19 protein-coding genes and 1 pseudogene are annotated in these 20809 nt (G+C 61.7%); 11 read left to right on the top strand and 9 right to left on the bottom strand.

From position 1 onward, the window contains the following. The first annotated feature begins 93 nt into the window (after positions 1 to 93). The 9 genes and pseudogenes from NCR40_RS23290 to NCR40_RS31520 all read left to right on the top strand — a co-directional run bounded on the left by NCR40_RS23290 (position 94) and on the right by NCR40_RS31520 (position 11414). Positions 94 to 1605 (top strand): CoA-acylating methylmalonate-semialdehyde dehydrogenase, encoded by a 1512-nt coding sequence (locus NCR40_RS23290; protein WP_250468613.1) that lies wholly within the window; start codon positions 94 to 96, stop codon positions 1603 to 1605. A 137-nt stretch (positions 1606 to 1742) separates the two neighbouring features. Next, entirely contained in the window at positions 1743 to 2834 is a 1092-nt protein-coding gene (locus NCR40_RS23285; RefSeq protein WP_250510779.1) for an NAD(P)H-dependent flavin oxidoreductase, read from the top strand. A 148-nt stretch (positions 2835 to 2982) separates the two neighbouring features. Beyond that, positions 2983 to 3918, top strand: coding sequence for a TauD/TfdA dioxygenase family protein (locus NCR40_RS23280; protein WP_250510778.1), 936 nt, complete (start codon positions 2983 to 2985; stop codon positions 3916 to 3918). Positions 3919 to 3982: 64 nt separating this feature from the next. Continuing rightward, positions 3983 to 5044: an ABC transporter substrate-binding protein gene (locus tag NCR40_RS23275; protein WP_250494202.1), complete on the top strand. Its 1062-nt coding sequence runs from the start codon at positions 3983 to 3985 to the stop codon at positions 5042 to 5044. 29 nt (positions 5045 to 5073) lie between these two features. Then, positions 5074 to 5904: an ABC transporter permease gene (locus NCR40_RS23270; protein ID WP_250468606.1), complete on the top strand. Its 831-nt coding sequence runs from the start codon at positions 5074 to 5076 to the stop codon at positions 5902 to 5904. A gap of 9 nt (positions 5905 to 5913) precedes the next feature. After that, positions 5914 to 6705, top strand: a complete 792-nt coding sequence (locus NCR40_RS23265; RefSeq protein WP_250510777.1) for an ABC transporter permease — start codon at positions 5914 to 5916, stop codon at positions 6703 to 6705. Between the two features lie 20 nt (positions 6706 to 6725). Continuing rightward, positions 6726 to 7493: an ABC transporter ATP-binding protein gene (locus NCR40_RS23260; RefSeq protein WP_250469491.1), complete on the top strand. Its 768-nt coding sequence runs from the start codon at positions 6726 to 6728 to the stop codon at positions 7491 to 7493. 392 nt (positions 7494 to 7885) lie between these two features. Beyond that, a pseudogene (locus tag NCR40_RS23255) lies at positions 7886 to 10663 on the top strand (CheR family methyltransferase); the annotation flags it as partial. A gap of 298 nt (positions 10664 to 10961) precedes the next feature. Next, entirely contained in the window at positions 10962 to 11414 is a 453-nt protein-coding gene (locus NCR40_RS31520; protein ID WP_350029322.1) for a response regulator, read from the top strand. Positions 11415 to 11424: 10 nt separating this feature from the next. On the opposite strand, the gene NCR40_RS23250 is transcribed toward NCR40_RS31520, so the two are convergent. The 3 genes from NCR40_RS23250 to NCR40_RS23240 all read right to left on the bottom strand — a co-directional run bounded on the left by NCR40_RS23250 (position 11425) and on the right by NCR40_RS23240 (position 14398). Further along, entirely contained in the window at positions 11425 to 12189 is a 765-nt protein-coding gene (locus tag NCR40_RS23250) for an enoyl-CoA hydratase (protein WP_250468598.1), read from the bottom strand. Continuing rightward, positions 12186 to 13361, bottom strand: coding sequence for a CaiB/BaiF CoA transferase family protein (locus tag NCR40_RS23245; protein ID WP_250510775.1), 1176 nt, complete (start codon positions 13359 to 13361; stop codon positions 12186 to 12188). Before NCR40_RS23245 ends, NCR40_RS23250 begins: the two co-directional genes overlap by 4 nt. Before the next feature lie 146 nt (positions 13362 to 13507). Continuing rightward, positions 13508 to 14398 carry a LysR family transcriptional regulator gene (locus NCR40_RS23240; RefSeq protein WP_250510774.1) on the bottom strand — a complete coding sequence of 297 codons (891 nt, stop codon included), beginning with the start codon at positions 14396 to 14398 and terminating at the stop codon, positions 13508 to 13510. A 238-nt stretch (positions 14399 to 14636) separates the two neighbouring features. Here NCR40_RS23240 and kdgT point away from each other — a divergent pair, with 238 nt between their 5' ends. Then, entirely contained in the window at positions 14637 to 15653 is a 1017-nt protein-coding gene (gene kdgT, locus NCR40_RS23235) for a 2-keto-3-deoxygluconate transporter (protein WP_250510773.1), read from the top strand. A 21-nt stretch (positions 15654 to 15674) separates the two neighbouring features. Here the strand turns inward: kdgT and NCR40_RS23230 are convergent, their stop codons facing one another. From NCR40_RS23230 to NCR40_RS23215, 4 genes are all read right to left on the bottom strand, one after another. Next, positions 15675 to 15908 (bottom strand): hypothetical protein, encoded by a 234-nt coding sequence (locus NCR40_RS23230; RefSeq protein ID WP_244830009.1) that lies wholly within the window; start codon positions 15906 to 15908, stop codon positions 15675 to 15677. A 122-nt stretch (positions 15909 to 16030) separates the two neighbouring features. After that, positions 16031 to 16249: a hypothetical protein gene (locus NCR40_RS23225; RefSeq protein WP_244830010.1), complete on the bottom strand. Its 219-nt coding sequence runs from the start codon at positions 16247 to 16249 to the stop codon at positions 16031 to 16033. Between the two features lie 358 nt (positions 16250 to 16607). Continuing rightward, positions 16608 to 17297 carry a type 1 glutamine amidotransferase domain-containing protein gene (locus NCR40_RS23220; RefSeq protein WP_250510772.1) on the bottom strand — a complete coding sequence of 230 codons (690 nt, stop codon included), beginning with the start codon at positions 17295 to 17297 and terminating at the stop codon, positions 16608 to 16610. A gap of 129 nt (positions 17298 to 17426) precedes the next feature. Continuing rightward, positions 17427 to 18032, bottom strand: coding sequence for a TetR/AcrR family transcriptional regulator (locus NCR40_RS23215; protein WP_250510771.1), 606 nt, complete (start codon positions 18030 to 18032; stop codon positions 17427 to 17429). A gap of 250 nt (positions 18033 to 18282) precedes the next feature. Here NCR40_RS23215 and flgM point away from each other — a divergent pair, with 250 nt between their 5' ends. Further along, entirely contained in the window at positions 18283 to 18588 is a 306-nt protein-coding gene (gene flgM, locus NCR40_RS23210; RefSeq protein ID WP_250510770.1) for a flagellar biosynthesis anti-sigma factor FlgM, read from the top strand. A gap of 352 nt (positions 18589 to 18940) precedes the next feature. Here the strand turns inward: flgM and NCR40_RS23205 are convergent, their stop codons facing one another. After that, positions 18941 to 19717, bottom strand: a complete 777-nt coding sequence (locus NCR40_RS23205; protein ID WP_250468590.1) for an EAL domain-containing protein — start codon at positions 19715 to 19717, stop codon at positions 18941 to 18943. An 89-nt stretch (positions 19718 to 19806) separates the two neighbouring features. Then, positions 19807 to 20739 (bottom strand): transcriptional regulator GcvA, encoded by a 933-nt coding sequence (gcvA, locus tag NCR40_RS23200; RefSeq protein ID WP_250510769.1) that lies wholly within the window; start codon positions 20737 to 20739, stop codon positions 19807 to 19809. Positions 20740 to 20809: the final 70 nt, after the last annotated feature.

Genomic DNA, 20809 nt, shown 5'->3' with positions numbered 1-20809 from the left:
GCCGTTATGAACAATGAGTTCAATCATAACGCGTTCGCGGCGCACGATTCCGTCCTACACTCTTGGCATTGACACTTCTGGACAGGAGACGAAATGCAAGCGTATAACGACACCGCCGACGTGGTTCACTTCATTCATGGCGAACGCGTGAATGGCTCGGGCGCCCGCTCGCAGCCCATTTTCAATCCCGCGACGGGCGAGCGTCCGCGCAAGCTCGTGCTCGGCGAAGTCGCCGATGTCGATGCCGCCGTCGAGAGCGCGAAAGCCGCGTTCCCCGCATGGCGCGATACGCCGCCCATTCGGCGCGCGCGCGTCATGCTGAAGTTCCTCGAACTCATGAACCTGCGTCGCGATGAACTCGCGGCGATCATCACCGCCGAGCACGGCAAGGTCTTTACCGACGCGCAGGGCGAAGTGTCGCGCGGTATCGACGTGATCGAATTCGCTTGCGGCATTCCGCAGTTGCTGAAGGGCGATTACACCGAACAAGTCTCTACCGGCATGGATAACTGGACGACGCGTCAGCCGCTCGGCGTCGTCGCGGGCATCACGCCGTTCAACTTCCCTTGCATGGTGCCGTGCTGGATGTTCCCGGTGGCCATTGCAAGCGGCAACGCGTTCATCCTGAAGCCGAGCGAGCGCGATCCGTCCGCGTCGCTTTTCATGGCTAATCTGCTGAAGGAAGCGGGTCTGCCGGATGGCATTTTCAACGTGGTCCAAGGCGACAAGGTCGTGGTCGATGCATTGCTCGAACATCCCGATGTGCGCGCGATCAGCTTTGTCGGTTCGACGCCCATCGCCAACTATATCTACGAGACCGGCGCGAAGCACGGCAAGCGTGTGCAGGCGCTCGGCGGCGCAAAAAATCACATGGTCGTGATGCCGGACGCCGATCTCGATCAGGCTATCGATGCGCTCATCGGCGCGGGCTACGGTTCGGCGGGCGAGCGCTGCATGGCGGTATCGGTCGCGGTGCTGGTGGGCGACGTGGCGGACAAGATCGTGCCGCGCCTCGCCGAACGTGCGCAGCAGCTCGTCATCAAGAACGGCATGGAGCTGGATGCCGAAATGGGGCCGATCGTCACGCGCGCCGCGCTGGAACGTATCGAAGGTTATATCGCGCTGGGCGTGGATGAAGGCGCGAAACTCGTCGTCGATGGACGCGGCCACAAGGTTCCCGGTCACGAAGACGGCTTCTTCACGGGCGGCACGCTGTTCGACCATGTGACGCCGAACATGCGCATCTACAAGGAAGAAATCTTCGGGCCGGTGCTTTCATGCGTGCGCGTGAAGGACTTCGGCGAAGCCGTGGAACTCGTCAATGCGCACGAGTTCGGCAACGGCGTCGCCTGCTACACGCGCGACGGTCACGTTGCGCGCGAGTTCGGCCGACGCATCGAAGTGGGCATGGTCGGCATCAACGTACCCATTCCCGTTCCGATGGCATGGCATGGCTTCGGCGGCTGGAAACGCAGTCTCTTCGGCGACATGCACGCTTATGGCGAAGAAGGCGTGCGCTTCTATACGAAGCAAAAGTCCATCATGCAACGCTGGCCGGAAAGCACGGAAAAGGGCGCGGAATTCGTGATGCCGACCGCGAAGTAAGGCATACGCAGCACAGGTGGTCGTCGCCCGCTTGGCTTCCGTGCAGGAAGGAGCGGGCGATTTGTCATCTGGCCTTGCAGCCTTGCGTGCGGTTTCATCGTCGAGAAGCTCGAGGCCACTATCGAGAGGACATGGTCATGAGCAGGAGCAACGCTTTATTGCCGTTACTCGGCATCAACAAGCCCATCATTCAAGCGCCGATGGCCGGTGTCACGACGCCCGCGCTCGCGGCGGCGGTATCGAATGCGGGCGGACTGGGGTCGCTCGGCGTGGGCGCGATGAACGCCGAAGCGGCGCGCAAGGTCATTCGCGAGACGCGCGCGCTGACCGACAAGCCGTTCAACGTCAACGTGTTCTGTCATAGCCCGGCTAAAGCCGACGCCGCTCTGGAAAGCGCGTGGGTCGAATGGCTCGCGCCCGTCTTCGCGCGATACGGCGCCACGCCGCCCGCGCGGCTCAGCGAAATCTACACGAGCTTTGTCGTCGATGAAGCCATGCTCAAGGTCTTCGTCGAAGAAAAGCCGGCTATCGTGAGCTTTCACTTCGGCCTGCCTTCGAAGGACTATATCGATGCCCTCCGTAACGCGGGCATCAAACTGATTGCATCTGCAACTAATGTGAGTGAAGCGGAGCAAATCGCAAAAGCGGGTATCGATGCGATCGTCGCGCAAGGCATCGAAGCGGGCGGGCATCGCGGTATCTTCGACAGTGCAGCCGACGACGATTTTCTCGGCACCTTCGCCCTCACGCGTTTGCTCGTGCGCAAGTTCGACGTACCGGTGATCGCGGCGGGCGGCATCATGGATGGCGCCGGAGTCGCCGCCGCGCTCGCGCTCGGCGCGCAGGCGGCGCAGCTTGGCACGGCTTTCGTTCCGACCACCGAGTCCGCAATCGATGCGGGATATCGTCGCGCGCTTCTGAGCGATGCCGCGAATCACACCACGCTTACCGCCGCGATATCGGGCCGCCCGGCGCGCAGTTTCGTCAACAAGTTCACGGAACTCGGGCGTGAGGCAAACGCACCGAACAACCCCGCGTATCCCGTGACTTACGACGCGGGCAAGGCGCTGCATGCGGCGGCCAAGGCACGAGGCGAGTTCGGCTATGGCGCGCAATGGGGCGGGCAGGCGGCCGCACTCGCGCGCGAAATGTCCGCCGCGGAATTGATGGCGCGGCTCGAAGCGGAACTCGATGAAACGATTGAATCCTTACAGCGTTATTCGCGTTGAATAGCGGATTCGAGCAAGGCGTCATCACCTCGGCGCTGTAAAGCTTAGTCGAAACGCTTCGTTGGTCGGATGGGCAGTCGATGCTTCAATGTTTCGGTCGCGTTCTTTCGCGGCTTGCCTACGATATCCGAAACCAACGGAGCAACCGATGTCCGATTCCGCTACGCTCGACCACGATTCCGTCCGTCAGCCCGCCGCCACGCAGGAGCCTTTCCAGGTCCGTCCCATAGGCGGCCGCATTGGCGCCGAAGTGCGCGGCGTGACGCTCTCAGGCGATCTCGACGATACCGCCATCACTCGCATCAACGACGCGCTGCTCAAGCACAAGGTGCTGTTCTTTCGCGGCCAGTCGCATCTGGACGACGCTTCGCAGGAAGCGTTCGCCGCGCGTTTTGGCGACACCGTGGCGCATCCCACGGTGCCTTCGAAGGAAGGCACGAGCCGTCTGCTCGAACTCGATTCGAAGCACGGCACGCGCGCGAATTCATGGCATACGGATGTCACTTTCGTCGATGCTTATCCGAAGATTTCCATCCTGCGCGGCGTGGTGATCCCGCCCGCCGGCGGCGATACCGTGTGGGGCAACACCGCCGCCGCCTACAGCAACCTGCCGCAGCCCTTGCGCGATCTCGCCGACAACCTCTGGGCGTTGCATTCGAACGCCTACGACTACGCAGCCACGCGCAACGCGCCCGACACCGAGACGGAGCGCGAGTACCGCAAGCAGTTCACCTCCACGCTCTACGAGACGGAACATCCCGTGGTGCGCGTGCATCCGGAAACGGGTGAACGCACGCTCGTGCTGGGTCACTTCGTGCAGCGCTTCGTCGGCCTGTCGCAGCGCGATTCGGACCGACTGCTCGAAATCTTCCACGATCACATTCAGCGCCTCGAGAACACGGTGCGCTGGCGCTGGACGCAAGGCGATGTCGCGATCTGGGACAACCGCGCGACGCAGCACTACGCGGTGGCGGATTACGGCGATGACCACCGCGTCGTGCGTCGCGCGACCGTTCACGGCGACGTGCCCGTTTCCATCGACGGTAGAAAGAGCCGCACCGTCAAGCGCGAAGCACGCGCCTGAACGCCCTCACTGGCGATGACGCGGGTCATCGCCAGTCGATCATCGAATAACGCCGAAGGACAAAATGACAACGAGATTCGCGCGCTTCGCGGGCGCTCTTTTGTGCGCCGCATTCGCTTCCATCTCGCACGCCGCGGCGCCGGAAACGGTGCGCATCGGCGTCGCGCAGCAGGGCGCGGGCGACCCGCCCACGTTCGGCGGCTCGCCTGCCGCCACCGCGCAATTGCAGCATCGTGTCGAGGATGCATTGCAGGGCGATCACATCAAGGTCGAGTGGATCTTCTTCAAGGGCGCGGGTCCGGCCGTGAACGAGGCGCTCGCCAACAAGCAGATCGACTTCGCGTATCAGGGTGACTTGCCCGCCGTGCTCGGACGCGCGAACGGCCTGAAGACGCACTTGCTGCTCGAATCGAATGTGCGCGCGGGCGTGTACGTCGCGGTGCCGCCGGACTCCGACATCAAGTCGGTGAAAGACCTCAAGGGCAAGCGCGTGGCGATTTTTCGGGGCACGAATCTGCAGCTCGTCGCGGATAACGTGCTCAAGGAAAACGGCCTGACCGAACGCGATCTGCGCGTCATCAATCTCGATACGGCCGCGGCGCAGGCAGCGCTTGCGTCGAAGGGCGTCGATGCCGTGTTTCTCGACTACTCGCTCTTCAAGTTGCAGCGCCAGGGTCTCGCGAAGATCGTTTATGCGTCGCGCGATGGCGGCATGCAACTGACGCGGCAAGCGCATCTGCTCGTACTCGACGACTTCGAAAGCGCGCATCCCGACGTGGTGCAAAAGGTCGTGACTTCGGTGGTGCAGGCCGCGCAATGGTCGTCCGACGAAGGCAATCGCAATGCGCTCTTCACGTTGTGGTCGAAGAGCGGCGTGCCGTCGGAGTCGTGGGCATCGGAGTATGCGAATCAGCCTTTGAAGGACCGCAATTCGCCGCTCATCGATCCATTTGTGCAGGCACGCTATCAGTCCGTCGCCGATGACGCCTTGCGGCTGAACCTCATTCGCCAACCTGTCAGCGTGAACGGCTGGTTCGAGCCGAAGTATCTCGATCAGGCGCTCAAGTCGCTCAAGCTCGAAAGCTACTGGCCGCGCTTCGATGCGTCGGGCAAGCCGGTCGCCTGACCCGCTTCTTTCTTAACGGAGAACTTCCGATGGCGAATGCTCTCTCGCGTGTGCTGGTGCCGGCGGCACGCCGCAACGCTTCGGTCGCGCGCGCATCCGGCGGCACGGCGCGTTCGCTTGGCTGGGCCGTATTGCCGTGGCTTCTGCCGCTCGCCTGCGCGTTGCTATGGGTTATAGGCTCGCGTTTTGGATGGATCTCCGCGCAGGTTCTGCCGCCGCCCTCGCTGGTCTTCGATACCCTTACCGCGCTCATCAAGAGCGGCGAACTATGGATGCACTTGGGCGCGAGCATGTCGCGCGCGGCTGTCGGCTTTGGCGGCGGCGTGGTGCTCGGCATTCTGCTAGGCGGCGTGCTCGGCCTGTCGCGCACGGTCGAGGCGTATGTGCTGCCGAGCTTCAACGCGATCGTGCAGGTGCCCGTGCTCGGCTGGCTGCCGTTTCTGATGATCGTGGTGGGCATCGGTGAGCCGTTGAAGTATCTGCTCATCGGTCATGCCGCGCTCGTGCCGGTGACCCTGAGCACCTTGCAGGGCTTTCGCAGCACGCCGCCCGAGTTGCGTGAGGTCGCGGCGGTGTATCGCTATACGCGCTGGCAAACCATTTTGCGTGTGGTCTTGCCCTCGTCGGTGCCGATGATCGGCACGGGCATTCGCCTCGCCTTCACCAAAGCATGGCTGACGCTCGTGGTCGTGGAACTCGTGGCATCGTCGGAAGGGCTCGGCTATCTGATCGTGTACGGACGCCAGCTCTTTCAGCTCGATCTGGTGCTGGCTTCGGTCTTGATCGTGGGCGCGGTCGGCTATGTCGCCGATCGCTTGTTGACCGCGCTCGAGCGCAAGTTGCAGCGCGGCGCGGTCTAGGAGCGGCCGATGTCATCGATAGAACTCGAAGCAGTCCCGCGTGTCGCCGTGCCGAAGCGCTGGCGCGGCTTCGTGCTGCCGCTCGCGGCGCTGGCGATATGGTGGCTCGTATCGCGCGATGCCAAGCCCGCCCACGGCATGACGGTGTCGCCCGCGCAAGTGCTGCATGTCGCGTGGGAACAGTTGCGTAGCGGCGCGCTGGCGCGTGCATTGTCGGCGTCGCTTGCGCGGGAGTTGACGGGCTTTGTGATTGGCACTTCGCTCGGGCTCGCACTCGGCGCGTTGCTGGGTGTGTCGAAGCTCGCGAATCGCGCCATTGCGCCGAGCTTCAACACCTTCAAGCAAGTGTCGCTGTTCGCGTGGATTCCGCTCATCTCCGTGTGGTTCGGTCTCGGCGATGTCGCGAAGGTCGTGTTCCTGTCGCTCGCCGCGCTGGTTCCGGTCGTGATGCATACGAGCGACGGCATCCGCGCCGTGCCGCCGCGTTTTCTCGAAGTGGCACGCGCGTATCGCTACGGCAAGTTGCAGACGCTCGCGTTCGTGGTGCTGCCGGCCGCGCTGCCTTCGATCTTCACGGGCATCTATCTCGCGCTCATCTATTCGTGGCTCGCGACGCTCGGCGCGGAGTATCTGCTCGTCGCGGGAAGCGGGATCGGCAATACGCTCGTGGATGGCAGCGAACAGTTTCGGATGGATCTCGTCGTATTTGGCGTGATCGTCGTGGGAATAACGGGGTGGGCGCTCAACGCGCTCGCGCGTGCGGTGCAGCGGCGCTGGTTCAGCGAAGCGCGCGCGGCTTGAGGAGAATGACGATGGCAGCGATACCAACGATGGCAACGGATACGAGCGGCCTCGCGCTGCGGCGGGTGAGCAAGCGTTATGAAGGCGATGCAGGTGCGCCCGTGCTGGATCGTATCGACCTCTCGATCCGAAGCGGCGAGTTCGTGAGTATCGTCGGGGCGAGCGGTTGCGGGAAGTCGACGCTCTTGCGGTTGATCGCAGGCCTCGATGCGTCGTACGAAGGCGAGATCGAATTCGGCGGCGAGCGCGTGGTCTCGACGGATCTTTCGCGCGGCATCGTGTTTCAAGATCATCGTCTGTTTCCATGGCTGAACGTCGAACAGAACGTCGCGGTGGCCTTGCGCAACGCGCCTTTGAGCAAGCACGAGAAAGCGCGTGCGGTAGCCGAGCATGTGGCGCTCGTCGGCCTCGAGGGGTGCGAGGGACAGTATCCGCATCAGCTCTCGGGCGGCATGGCGCAGCGTGTCGCCATTGCGCGAGGGCTCGTCAACCGGCCGCGTTTGCTCTTGCTCGATGAACCGTTCGGCGCACTCGATGCGCTCACGCGCGCACGGCTCCAGGACGAACTGCAACGCATCTGGGCGCAGGAGCGCATCACGATGGTCCTCGTCACGCATGACGTCGAGGAGGCGGTGCTGCTCTCGGATCGCATCGTAGTGATGGAAGCGCGTCCGGGACGTATCGGCGAAATCGTCGATGTCGACCTGCCGCGTCCGCGCAAGCGCGGCAGTCTCGATGTCGTCGCGCTCAGGGACGGTATTCTCGAAGGGTTCTTTCACGAAGCGTAGAAGCGCTGCCAGACAGCGCTCGTCGCCGTCGCCATCGCCATCGCCGTGAAATAAAAATCGAACGGATTCGACGGCCAGTCAAGGCTTATATTCGTGAAGCGGCCCGCGCGGGCCGTTTATGTTCAACACTCTGGCTGACCGCTCGCGTCACGCCATACGTGTCTGCCCGCCTTGCATGCACGCTTCGACGCCCGTTGCGCGCGCGGTAATATAGACTGATACCTTTGTTCTTCGAGGCGGTCCATGACCAGCAAGCACGCAATCGACGTCCGTCTTACGGAACATCTCGCGGTTTTCGTCAGGGCGCGCTCAGGCCTTGCTCGCGAAGCCGGACTTCTCCCGGAGGCAAGGCGCCTGGACCACAGCGACAATGCGCCGATGCGGGAGAAGTCATGACACCGGCAACCGACTTCCCCATTGTCGGCGTCGGCGCGTCCGCTGGCGGCGTCGAGGCGCTCGAAGGCTTCTTTCGCGGCATGCCGGAAAAGCCAGGCCTCGCTTGCGTGATCATCACGCACCTGAGCCCGGACCGTATCAGCTTGTTGCCGGAGATTGTTTCGCGTTTTACGCCAATGCAGGTACACGCGATTGCCGAAGGCGAGCCGATCGAGATCGATAGCGTCTATCTCTTGCCGCGCGATGCCATCGTCAGCGTCTCGAACCGGACCTTGCACGTGCAGTCACTGGACAAGCCGCGTCGCGAGCGCAAGCCGATCGACCATTTCCTAAGCACGCTCGCGCTCGATATCGGCGAACTCTCGGCAGGCGTCATTCTCTCGGGCGGCGATTCGGACGGCACGCTCGGCATCAAGGCCATCAAGGAGCGGGGCGGACTGACGCTCGCACAGGTTGCGGACGGCTTCGGACCGCATCACCCGGACATGCCCAATAGCGCCATTGCCACTGGCCTGGTCGATTTCGCCGTGCCGGTCGACCAAATGGGCGCGAAGCTCGCGAGCTTTGCCGCGGGCGCCTTCAGGCTCGATTCCGTCGTGGAAGAGCCCGAAGTCGAAGCCGCCGCGAAAGCATTCGACGAGGCGCGAGAAGCCATTTACGGCATCTTGCGCGATAACGTCGGACACGACTTCAGCGGCTACAAGGTCAAGACTTTTTCGCGGCGGGTGCAGCGGCGCATGCAGGTCCGGGCGATGGCAACTCCGGAGAGTTATGTAGCGCGGCTCGCGGCCGATCCGCAGGAAGTGACGGCACTGTTTCGCGATCTCTTGATCAACGTCACGAGCTTTTTCCGCGATGAGCACGCGTTCGAGAGTCTCGCCACACTCGTCCTGCCGAAGCTTTTCGAAGGCCGCACCGCCGAGGATGTCGTGCGTGTCTGGGTGCCGGGCTGCGCCACGGGCGAGGAAGTGTATTCCATCGCCATGCTGATGTCCGAACAGATCGCAGGTGTCGAGAAGGCGCCGCGCATCCAGATCTTCGCCACCGATATCGACGACGGAGCGCTCACGGTGGCGCGTGCGGCGCGCTATCCGCTGGCGTTGCTCGACAATGTATCGCAAGAGCGGCGCGACCGTTTCTTCGTGCCGGACGGCAGCAGCTTCGTGGTGGCCAAGGAAGTGCGCGAACTGTGCATCTTTTCGCCGCACAGCGTCATTCGCGATCCGCCTTTCTCACGCATCGATCTCGTGTCGTGCCGCAATCTCCTCATCTACTTCGGGATCGAGGTCCAGAATCAGGTCATTCCGACCTTCCACTATGCGCTGCGCCCGGACGGTTTTCTGTTCCTCGGCCCGTCGGAAAACGTGAGCCAGTTCGACGAGTTGTTCGTTCCGCTCGACAAGAAGCATAGGCTTTTCAAGCGCCGCGCCGATGTCGTGTCGCAAGTGCGCCTGCCACTCGCGGTATCCGCGCTGACTATCGGCCATCTGTCCGCGTTGACGCCAAGCCGTCCGCCCCTGGGCGGCGCCGCGCTGCGCCTGGCTGTCGACGGTCATATGATCGACCGCTTCACGCCGCCGCACGTGCTCGTGACGCGCGATGGCGATGTCGTCTACTACTCGGGCCGCACCGGCAAATATCTCGAGGCAGCGCCCGGCATGCCGACGCGCCAGCTATTCGCAATGGCGCGCAAGGGGCTGGGCCTCGACTTGCGCTCGGTGTTTCGCGAAGCGGTCGACTCGGGCCGCACGATCGCGCGAGAGGGGGTGGTGGTCGAGGGCGAGGACGGCCGTGTACAGGTGATCAATCTGACCATCGAGCCGCTCGTCCAGCAAGCGCCGGGTGAGCGCATGTATCTCGTCGTGTTCCAGGACCAAGGGCCCGTGCTCACGCGCGAAGAGGCGCTTGCGCGCGCCGAGGCCATGCACGACGGCACCGCGGAGCAAATCGAAAAGGAACTACGGGATACCCGTGAACGCCTGCAATCGATGATAGAGGAATACGAGACCGCGCTCGAAGAACTCAAGTCGTCGAACGAAGAGTTGGTTTCGGTCAACGAGGAACTGCAATCGTCGAACGAAGAGCTGGAGGCGTCCAAGGAAGAGCTCGTCTCGCTCAACGAGGAGCTGCACACCGTCAATCTGGAACTGAATGGCAAGATCGACGCGCTCGACCGCTCGAACAGCGATCTCCACAACCTGTTCGAAAGCACGTCGGTCGCCACCGTGTTTCTCGACCGGCAATTTTCCATTCGCTCGTTTACCCCGGCAATGGCCGATATCTTCCATATCCGTCCGGTCGATCGCGGGCGTCCCATTTCGGAGCTCGTCAGCCGTCTCGACCTTCCGGGGCTGGAAGAAGGCATCCGTGAGGTATTCAGGAGTCAGGAAACACGCGAACAGCAGGTCAGCAGCAAGGATGGGCTGAATCATTTCCTCGTGCGTCTCGCACCTTATCTCAACGGCGATCGCAAGATCGACGGTGTGGTCATTGCTTTCGTCGATATCACGGGAATGGTTCATGCTGAAGGTAGACAGGACGTTTTGATTGCGGAATTGCAACACAGGACGCGAAATCTGTTGTCGGTGATTCAGTCGATCGCGCAACAGACGCTCTCGGGCGACGAAGCGCTCGACACGTTCACGAGTCGCCTCGCCGCGCTTGGCAGGCTGCAGGGCTTGATCGGCGAAGCGAACGGGCATCTGATCAATTTGGGTGACATCGTTCGCCTTGAATTCGAGGCGCTCGGTGTCGGCAGCAGCGACAGGGTCTCGGTGAGTGGACCGGTCGTGCCGCTCGGCTTTCGCAACGTTCAGACGATCGCGCTCGTGCTTCACGAACTCGCGACCAACGCGCTCAAGTACGGCGCGTTGAAGCATAAAGGCGCACGGCTCGTCGTCAGCTGGATTGTCGAGAAAAGAGAGTCCGGGCCGGAATGGCTCGTTCTGGACTGGATCGAAAGCGGTGTGCGCATCACGCCCGAGGACAAGAAAATCGGCTTCGGCCGGCAACTCATCGAGAAAGCGCTTCGTTTCACGCTACACGCTCGCACCGAGCTCGACTTCAACTGGGATGGGGTTTCGTGTCATATCGAGATCCGCTGCGACCAGCGCATATGCACGGCAGCAGTCCCTAGGGGGTCCGAAAATGGCAGTAGTCGGGACACCGCTCGAAGGTTTGAGCATCTTGGTCGTGGAAGACGATTACCTGGTGGCGCTCGCGCTGTCCGCGTTGCTCGAAATTGCAGGGGCAATCGTCGTCGGGCCGGTGGCGTGGGCGCAGGACGCGCTGGCGCTTCTAGACGACGACGAACATTACATCGACGTTGCTATTCTCGACATCGACCTCAACGGCGAGAAGTCATACGCCGTAGCAGATGAACTGACGCTGCGTGAGATCCGCTTCATCTTTGCAACCGGGTACGGTGTCGATTCGATCGATATCGCCTACCGGCATCATCCGCGTTGTCAAAAACCCTTCGATCATCAAACGCTCTTCAACACGCTCGCACTGAGCGGGCGTTGAAGAATCGCGCTCACCGTTTCGGCTTGCCCGAAGTGAATGCTGTCACCGCATCACGAAAAGCCGCGCTTCCATAGACTTCCTCGATGATGTCTTCGTCCGCGAAGCTCTGGTCGATCACGATGCGCCGTAGGCTCTCCTTTACCGCCTTCTGCGTGATTGGCGACAACGCCATGAGCCGCTCGGCAAGCGCATGCGCGCTTGCATCGAGCGCGTCTTTCGTCACCACCGAATATACGTAGCCGCACGCCAGGACCTCGTTCGCTGCGAGAAAGTCGGCGAGCATCAGCATGCGCTTGACGCGCGGCACGCCGAAAGCCGCATGTAGCCGCGCGATATTGCGCGACGAAAGCGTGTTCGAGAGCGTCTTGGCAATCGGTGCGCCGAACCGGGAGTTTTCGCTGCACACGCGAAAGTCGCAGGCCGTGGCGAGCGCGAGACCACCGCCGACCGCCCAGCCATCGATCACGGCGAGCGTGGGAAGCGCGATGCGCTCGACTGTATCGATCACGCGCTCGACCAGCGCTTCGTAGGCCACGCCATCGTGTCCGCCGCGAAAGTCCTTGAAGTACTCGATATCCGTTCCCGCGATAAACGACTTGCCGCCCGCGCCGCGAAAGAGAATGCAGCGCACGTCTTTATTGCGCTGGCATTCGTCGATACGCGCGAGCAGCGCTTCGTACATGGGAATCGACATGGCGTTGTGACGCTCGGGCCGGTCGATGACGATCTCCGCCGCGCCCGATGCATGCAGCGTAAGCCGGACATGTTCGCTCATGGCTTCATTCCACTGGTTCCGTTGATCTCCGCGAAGATCTCTTCGTTATGTTCGCCGAGCAGGGGCGGATGGCGGCGCACGGTCTGCGGCGTCCCGAGCAGCTTGACCGGAAAGCCGATGTTCTTCACCTTGCCTTCGTGCGGATGATCGATTTCCATTGCCATGCGGCGATGCGTGGCATGTTCGCTCTCGAATGCTTCCGGATAAGTCAGGATAGGGCCGGCTGGAATGCCGGCCGCGAGCAGGGTATCGACCCATTCCGCGCTGTCGCGCTTGGCGAACTCCTCTTCGAGCACTTGGATCATGGCCTCGCGGTTTTTCAGGCGCAGCGAGACGTTCGCATAGTCGGCGTGGTCGATCAGATCGGGCCGCTTTAACAACCCGCACAGCTTCGTCCACAGCTTCTGGTTAGTCGCGCCCATCACGAAGTAGCCATCGCGCGCCTTCACGGCCTGATACGGCGCGCTCATCTTGTTGCTGGTGCCAAGCGGTGTCGGCGGCACGCCCGTGCCCCAGTATTCCGACATGTCCCAGATCGAGAAGGCCATGACGGAATCGAAGAGAGAAGCGTCGATATGCTGACCGACGCCCGATTTTTGCGCGCCGATATAAGCCGACAACAGCCCCGACACCGCAAAGAGCGCGCAGCCGATATCCGCCACCGGCACGCCCGCCTTGACCGGCTTGCCGCCGGGATATCCCGTCACGCTCATGACGCCGGACATGGCCTGAGCCATCAGATCGAAGCCGGGCCGCGTGGACCACGGGCCGCTTTGCCCGAAGCCCGAGATGCTCACATAAACGATCTTCGGGTTGATCTCCCGGATCGACTCGTAATCGATACGAAGCCGCTGCACCACGCCCGGCCGATAGTTCTCGACGATCACATCGGCAGTTTTCGCGAGCTTGTAGAAGAGCTCGCGGCCCTCTTCGCTCTTCAGGTCCAGCGTCACCGAACGCTTGTTGCGGTTCATGTTGAGAAAGCCCATGCTGTCGGGCCCTTTCATCTTGAAGCCCATCGCGCCGCGCGTCTGATCGCCTTCGGGCGGTTCCACCTTGATGACATCCGCGCCCATGTCGGCGAGCAGCATGCAGGCGAACGGTCCTGCCATGACCTGGCTTACGTCGAGCACGCGGATTCCTTCCAAGGGGAGAGGTTTTGTCTGGGTCATGTCGATTGGTTCGGTGGAGAAGGGCTTCGACCTGCGGCGCGGGTCATGCCTTCACTTTCGACCACCGCTTGCAATGCCGCAAGGCTTGCGCGGGCAAGGCTGGCTTCGCAATTCGCGAAAGCCTCGAGCGTGCTTCCTCGTTCAGACTAGTCGCGTTCGTCGAGCAGCTCGGCCACGACGCGTTGAAGTGTCTGTTCCTGAGCGTGACCTTCGACGCAAGAAAGCACGTAGCTGCGCTTATGCCAGTCGCCTGCAATCTCCTGCGACGCAATCGCGCGTTCCGGGTGAAAGCTGCGCAGCACAGCCGCGGGCATGAGGCCGACGCCCAAGCCCTGACGCACCATCACGAGCATGGTGTCGAAGCCGCTCACGGCGTAATTGTTCGCGAAGAGTCGTCCCCGGCTCTGATGTGCGCGTTGCAGCGCGGACAGAATGGCGGAGCCTTTGCCGAGACTGATCACGGGCAAGTCCATGATCTCGTCGATACCGAGCGGCGCATCGTCGAACTCAAAATGTTCGGTGCTATACACGAGTTCGAGCCGGTCTTCGCGATACGGCACGCGGTCCAGGTCGAGAAAGCCGCTCTTCTTTTCGTAGATGCCGATATCGATGACTTTGTCGCGCAACAACTGCTGAACGATTTTGCTGTTCTCCTCCTGAACCATGAGCGAGATGCCGGGATGCTTGCGCTGAATCGCGGCGATGGCGCCCGCCAGAAACTGCATGACCACCGCCTTCGGCGCACCGATGATGATGCGCCCGTGGCGCCCTTCCTTGAGCGCGCGCGCATCGCCTTCGAGACGGTCGATCAGATTGTCGATCTGGCGGATGTAGAGCAGCAGCTTCGCGCCCGGCTCGGTAAGCTGCACACCGTGCGGAACGCGCGTGAAGAGCTTCGCGCCCAGTTGCGCTTCGAGGTCCGATACGCGCCGCGAGGCGGCGGCCACCGCGAGACTGAGCTTGTCCGCGGCGCGCGAGATGCTGCCTTCGTCCGCGATGGCGAGAACCAGACGGATGGTGGTCGTATCGAATTTCACTAAGGCTCCGTTTTGTCGTGCTCGCGAATGTGAAGTGTCCGCGAAGGCCCACCGGACAGGCAAACCCGGTAACTCTGCCCGCGCACGGGTAAACGATTAACCCGCCTCCCGGCTTTGCATTCAGCGAATATAAAACAGCGATGCTATATTGCGCCGAACCGATGCGGCCGAGCTTAAAGCGGCGCATTGCACTGGGTAGACAGCCCGCCATCCGGACGCCAAAGTCCACGGAGGAGACATGAATATAAAGAAAGCGATTGACCGCATTCCAGGCGGTCTCATGCTCGTGCCCTTGCTGCTCGGCGCCTGCGTCCATACTTTCGCGCCGGGCGCGGGCAAGTACTTCGGCTCGTTCACGAACGGGTTGATCACGGGCACCGTGCCGATTCTCGCGGTGTGGTTCTTCTGCATGGGCGCGACCATCGACCTGCGCGCGACCGGCACCGTGCTGCGCAAGTCGGGCACCTTGCTCGTGACGAAGATGGCGGTTGCGTGGATCGCGACCATCGTCGCCGCGCACTTCATTCCCATCGATGGCGTCAAGGCCGGTCTCTTCGCGGGCCTGTCCGTGCTCGCCATCACCACGTCGATGGACATGACCAACGGCGGACTCTACGCCGCCGTGATGCAGCAGTACGGCAGCCGCGAGGAAGCGGGCGCGTTCGTGCTGATGTCGGTGGAATCCGGGCCGCTCGTCAGCATGCTGATTCTTGGCGCGACGGGCGTCGCGTTCTTCGAGCCACGCCTTTTCGTCGGCGCGGTGCTGCCGTTTCTGGTTGGCTTCGCGCTCGGCAATCTGGACAGCGACCTGCGCGAACTGTTCGGCCGCTGCGTGCATCCGCTGATCCCGTTCTTCGGCTTCGCGCTCGGCAATGGCATCGACCTGCACGTGATCGCGACGAGCGGCTTGCCGGGCGTTGCGCTTGGGTTGGGCGTGATCGTCGTGACGGGCATTCCGCTGATTCTCGCGGATCGCTGGATTGCGGGCGGCAATGGCGCGGCGGGACTCGCGGCTTCATCGACGGCGGGCGCGGCGGTGGCGAATCCGGCGATCATCGGCGAGATGATTCCGCGCTTCAAGCCGCTCGTGCCGGCGGCCACCGCGATGGTCGCGACCGCCTGTCTCGTGACGGCCATTCTCGTGCCAATTCTGACCGCGCTCTGGGTGCGCCGGCATCGGGCGCGTCATGGCCTTGAAGAACAACGTGTGGAAGAACCGGTGCGGCCGCTCGGCGAGCGCGACGTGCACGTGTGATTTCGTGCGGCCGACGAGCCGTCAGGATGGCTCGTCGCTCACGAACAGCATCGAGATATAAAGAATGGTCGAAACGGCGATAAGGCCAACGCCCGTGAACACCTTGGTGCGATTGAATTCGAGCCCGCCGTCGATGGCGATACCAATGCCGAGCACCGAGCCTAGCGTCCCGAAGGCCGCGAGCGCGACATGCGCCTTGCTCAAAAAGAGACGCCGGCGTTTTCTGCCGGCTTCGCTGAAGGGTCCTCGTCGCATCGCTTCTCCATCGGCCATGTAGCCGCGCCGTTATTTGCGTTCCGGATGAAGCAGCAATATCACAAAAATAAAACGTGCTTCGCGAAAGAAAATCGGCGAAGCACGTTCGTATCGACGATGCGTCACTCGACGCTTTCCCAGTGCTCCGGCTCGCCTTTGTCCGTGATACGCACCTTCGCCAGCAAGGGCGTATAGCCGCGCAGCCTGATTTCGCTGACCGCGAGCTTTTCCGAACTGAACACCTGCTCGGTGATCTTCGTGCCGTCGGGATACTCGAGTGTGTATCCATCGATTGGGCCCCATCGGCCCTTGGGCAAGGGTTCAACGTAGATTTGCATCATGATGACTCCGGCGTTGTAGGAAGCGTTGGGCAAGCGCCGTGACTGCGGCTGCCTCTTATATAAGAGCGTAGCCCTTAAGCGTGGCGCTGCATCGGGGAGAATGACGACTAAATTTGCGCGTGGAATCAGGACCTTGGAGAAGAAATTTCGCGATGAGAAACGCACCGGGGCTATGTGCAACGCGTGCATGCTGCCACGCAGCAGGATTTCTCACGACACGCGGGCTGGTTTCGTGATGTGGGATCGATGAGTTCACGCGCCGGGCAATTTGCCCGTGCATCGCGAGTCCTGACACGAGCGTGGGTTCCATGGCGCGCGGCCGCCCAATGGCCGCGCGCGCCGGTAACGTCGACGTCGGTTATTGCGCGGCGAGCGCCGGGTGCTTCATCAACGTCGCCGCAGCGGACGACGATGAAGCCGGGTTCTGCCCGGTAATCAAAAGGCCATCGGTGACGACATAAGGTGCCCAGTCTTCGAGCTTCGAATAGATGCCGCCCTTCGCCTTGAGTTCGTCTTCAACGAGGAACGGCACGACATCGGTCAGTCCGACCGCGGCTTCCTCGGAGTTGGTGAAGCCCGTGACTCGTTTGCCTTCGACAAGCGGTGCGCCCTCCGGCGTGCGGACATGGCGCAGCACGCCAGGTGCGTGGCAGACCAGCGCGACAGGCTTGCCAGCGGCCAAGAAGGCTTCGATCAGGGCGATCGAGTTTTTGTCTTCGGCCAGGTCCCAGAGCGGACCATGACCGCCCGGATAAAACACGGTATCGAAATCGGCTTGCGAGACGAGATCGAGCTTTACCGTGCTGGCAAGCTGCGCGGTAGCCTGCGAATCGGCTTCGAAACGATGTGTCATCTCGGTCTGATTGGCCGGCTCGTTGCTTTTCGGGTCAAGCGGCGGCTGACCACCTTTAGGCGATGCCAGCACGATTTCCGCGCCCGCATCCCTAAAGGCGTAGTAGGGTGCGGCCAGCTCTTCGAGCCAGAAACCCGTCTTGCGGCCCGTGTTGCCGAGTTGGTCATGCGAGGTCAGAACCATGAGCACTTTCATGTTGCATCTCCGTGGGTTAGTAAGGCGAAACCGTGAAGAAGGTTGATGGGGTTAGTAGACCAGTCGTCTAGTAAATGCTTCAAAAAAAAGCACCTCCAAAGAAGTGCTGGCACCTCGCTCCCTGCTTCGTCAGGGAGCAAGTCGCAAGATCCGCTGCGTTGTCGTCGTCGCCACTTCAAACGGCTGCGTGTTGCGAACAATCTTCACCATGATGCTGGCGCCGAGCCACAGTTGATACAAGCTCTGCGCAACGCTTTGCGGATCACTTTCGATCGAAAGCGAGCCTTCCGCCACACCGATTTCGATTGCACTTGCAAGACGGCGAACGATCCCTGCCGTGCCGCGCTTCAACGTGGCGCGCATGGCCTCCGACATGTCTGCCACTTCGGCGCCGAGCTTGACCGCGAGACATTTGCCCTGGCAATCGAAGAAGGACTGGGTTTCTTGCCAGATGCTCCAGTAGTTCGTCAGCCGCTGCGCCATGCTCAGTCCGGGCTGCGCTAGCGTCTGGTCGAGGTCGTTCAGATAGTCCTCGAAATAGCTTTCCAGGAGCGCCACGCCGAACGCATCCTTGGAGCCAAAATAATGATAGAACGAGCCCTTCGGCACGCCGGCTTCCGTGAGAATCTCGTTCAGGCCGACGGCGGAAAAGCCTTTGGCGCCGATCAACCGTTGACCAACGGCAATGATGTTTTCGCGGACGTCGACGGTTTCTGATGTGTTTGCGGTAGGCATGGGTGGACTTTAGCTTATAGTAGACCAGTCGTCTAGTATTTTAAGAAATTTCTTGCCCTCGCAGACGCCAAGTCCGGTCTATGTGCGATTCCTCACACTTTGTTTCAATTTGTTGCAAATACACGGGAGGCTTACTGGATAAGGCTTTGCGGGCTGGACGAGGTTGCGAGGGTGTCGGCAGGCCGCCGGGCTTGGTAAAGATTTCAAGCCCCACTCCGTTAAAGAACTCAACAGACAAGGAGCCAAAGCCATGAAGATCGAATCGAACAACACGCCCGCCGCACTCCAATCCGACACCTTTCGCGTAGCAAGCACACGCGATGTGCAGGCTACGGGCGGCGTGCAGCAAACCAGCGCGACCAACGCAACCAGCTCGAAAGTGACGTTGTCCTCGTTGTCGTCGATGCAAGTCACGGGCGGCGCGGACATCGACACGGCGAAGGTCGAATCGATCAAGGCGGCTCTGCGTGATGGAACCTACAAGATCGACTCGGGCAAGATTGCGAGCGGCATGTTGAGCACCGCAGGCGATTTGCTCAAGACGACGATGCGTTGATGGGTGGTTGAGCGGGAATGGAGCGCGGACGGCGTAGCGCAAAGCGTCGGGGGACAAAACCAAATGCCCCGTTCAAATGGCATGGCCGATTCTGCAGATTCGTAGTCGAGCGGACCGACGCGTAGCGCGCCCGACATCAATCACTCGCCTGGCGGCCCATACATCTTCGGATTTCTGCGCGGCGCCTCGACACGCTCTGAATGTGAATGATCAGTCGATGCCGGAGCTTGGGTGGCCGACCCTTCGGCTCCAACGCTATTCTCCGGCGATGCCGGCGCACCAGGCACCGCGCATCCCGCCAAAACGATTAGCAACGTCCCAAGCGCGGCTTTCAACATTTTGGCACCCGGCATTAACGCACATTGGCAATCGCGGGCATCTCTTTGAACGAGGGCTTGGCGAACAAATAGCCTTGCATCAGGCTCACGCCGGCTGCTTCCAGAAAATCGCGCTCGCCTTGCGTCTCGATGCCTTCCGCGATCACGCGAATTCCCAAATCACTGCAAATCTTCAAGACCCCGGCAACGATCCGCTGACGCACGGTGTCGGTGTCGATGTCGCGCACCAATGCCATGTCGAGCTTGATCAAGTCCGGCTGAAAGTCGGCGAGCAGTGTGAGCCCTGAATAACCCGCGCCGAAATCGTCGATCGCGGTCTGAAAGCCGAACGATTTATACGCGCGGAAAATCTGCACCAGATGCGAGCGGCTAATGATGTTTTCACCTTCGATGGTTTCAAAGATGATCTTATTCACCGGGAAGCCGTGTTTCTCGGCGGCCTCGAAGGTACTGCGAATGCATGCCGCAGGCTGATAAACCGCGTTCGGCATGAAGTTGATCGACAGAAAGCTGTCCATGCCCATGCTTGCCGCCTGCTCGATTGCAGTCGTGCGGCAACGTTGATCGAAGTTATAACGGTTCGAGTCGTCGACCTGCGACAACACCGAACCCGCCGATTCGCCATTCGGCCCGCGTACGAGCGCCTCGTAGGCATAGGGACTGCCCGACCGCACGTCGACGATAGGCTGAAACGCAAAGGCCATTTCGATCTGCGCCACTTCGGGGCTATTGCAGCCACCGCAGCGAACGGGGCCGTTCGCCGGCTGTCCCGCCTCGTGAATTTTGATCATGTTTCGTTCGTCTGAAAAGTTGGTCTTTGAAGCGACCGCTTGCCATCGCGCGCCGGCCTTCAATATATCGGACGATGGGACGCGCTTCTTTAACTTCCGGCACCTCCCGCGCTCGCCATGATCCACTTCTCGAAGGAAACCACGGCGTCATCCCCGACGCGGTCTGCGTTGATCACCAGTGTGTAATCGGGCGCGCGCCACGCCGGCGCCGCGATCGGGCATACGAGTCGGCCTTCGGCGATATCGCGTCCGATCAGCGGCAACGACGCGAGCGCCACGCCAAGCCCCTCCGCTGCAGCAGCGAGTTGCAGATATGTGTGCTCGAACTCGACGTGCCGGGCCGCGCGCAAGTCCGCCGCGCCCGCCTCCTTGAGCCACGACGACCAACTCGTGCGCGTGCTGGCGGAATGCAGCAGCGCGTGATGACGCAGATCCGCGACGCTTGCTATGGGACGCTGACGCAGCAGCGCGGGGCTGCACACCGGCAAGCGCACATCGGCCATCAACGAGCGCGATACGACGCCCGCGCCTTGTTCATGACCCGAGCGTATGCCGATATCGAAGGCATCGCCGATATACCGCAACTTGCGCGACGTGGTCGACAACCTGACGTCGATATCGGGAAAGCGCGCCTGAAAGTCGGCGAGACGCGGCAGCAGCCAGCACAACGCGAAGCTTGCCAGCGCGTTCACGCGCACGATGCCGGACACGCGGCGCGTGAATTCATCGTGCCTGAGGCGCGCTGCCCCGCGTGTGAGACGTTCGAACGCGCTGCTCACGTCGTTGAGGAGCGCCGCGCCTTCATCGGTAAGCTGAACGCCGCGCGCGCGCCGCTCGAACAACGGCACGCCGAACCAGTCTTCGAGCAGCCGTATTTGCTTGCCGACCGCCCAATGAGTGACATGCAGGTCGGCCGCCGCCGCGGCGAAGCTTCCATGCCGGGCGACCGCCTCGAAATTGCGCAACGCATTGAGCGGCGGCAGCCTGTCCCGGTCCTGCGCCAGATTTGCTGGTTCGTCCATGGCGTGACTTTATCTCTCCATTGACGCGATCTTACGTCAATTGAAGGCGCCTTCCTCGAGTCATAAAATT

The sequence above is a fragment of the Caballeronia sp. GACF4 genome, assembly GCF_023631025.1.
Taxonomy (GTDB): Bacteria; Pseudomonadota; Gammaproteobacteria; order Burkholderiales; family Burkholderiaceae; genus Caballeronia.
The sequence above is the reverse complement of the archived record's forward strand: the minus strand, read 5'-3'. Positions and strand labels throughout refer to the sequence as shown.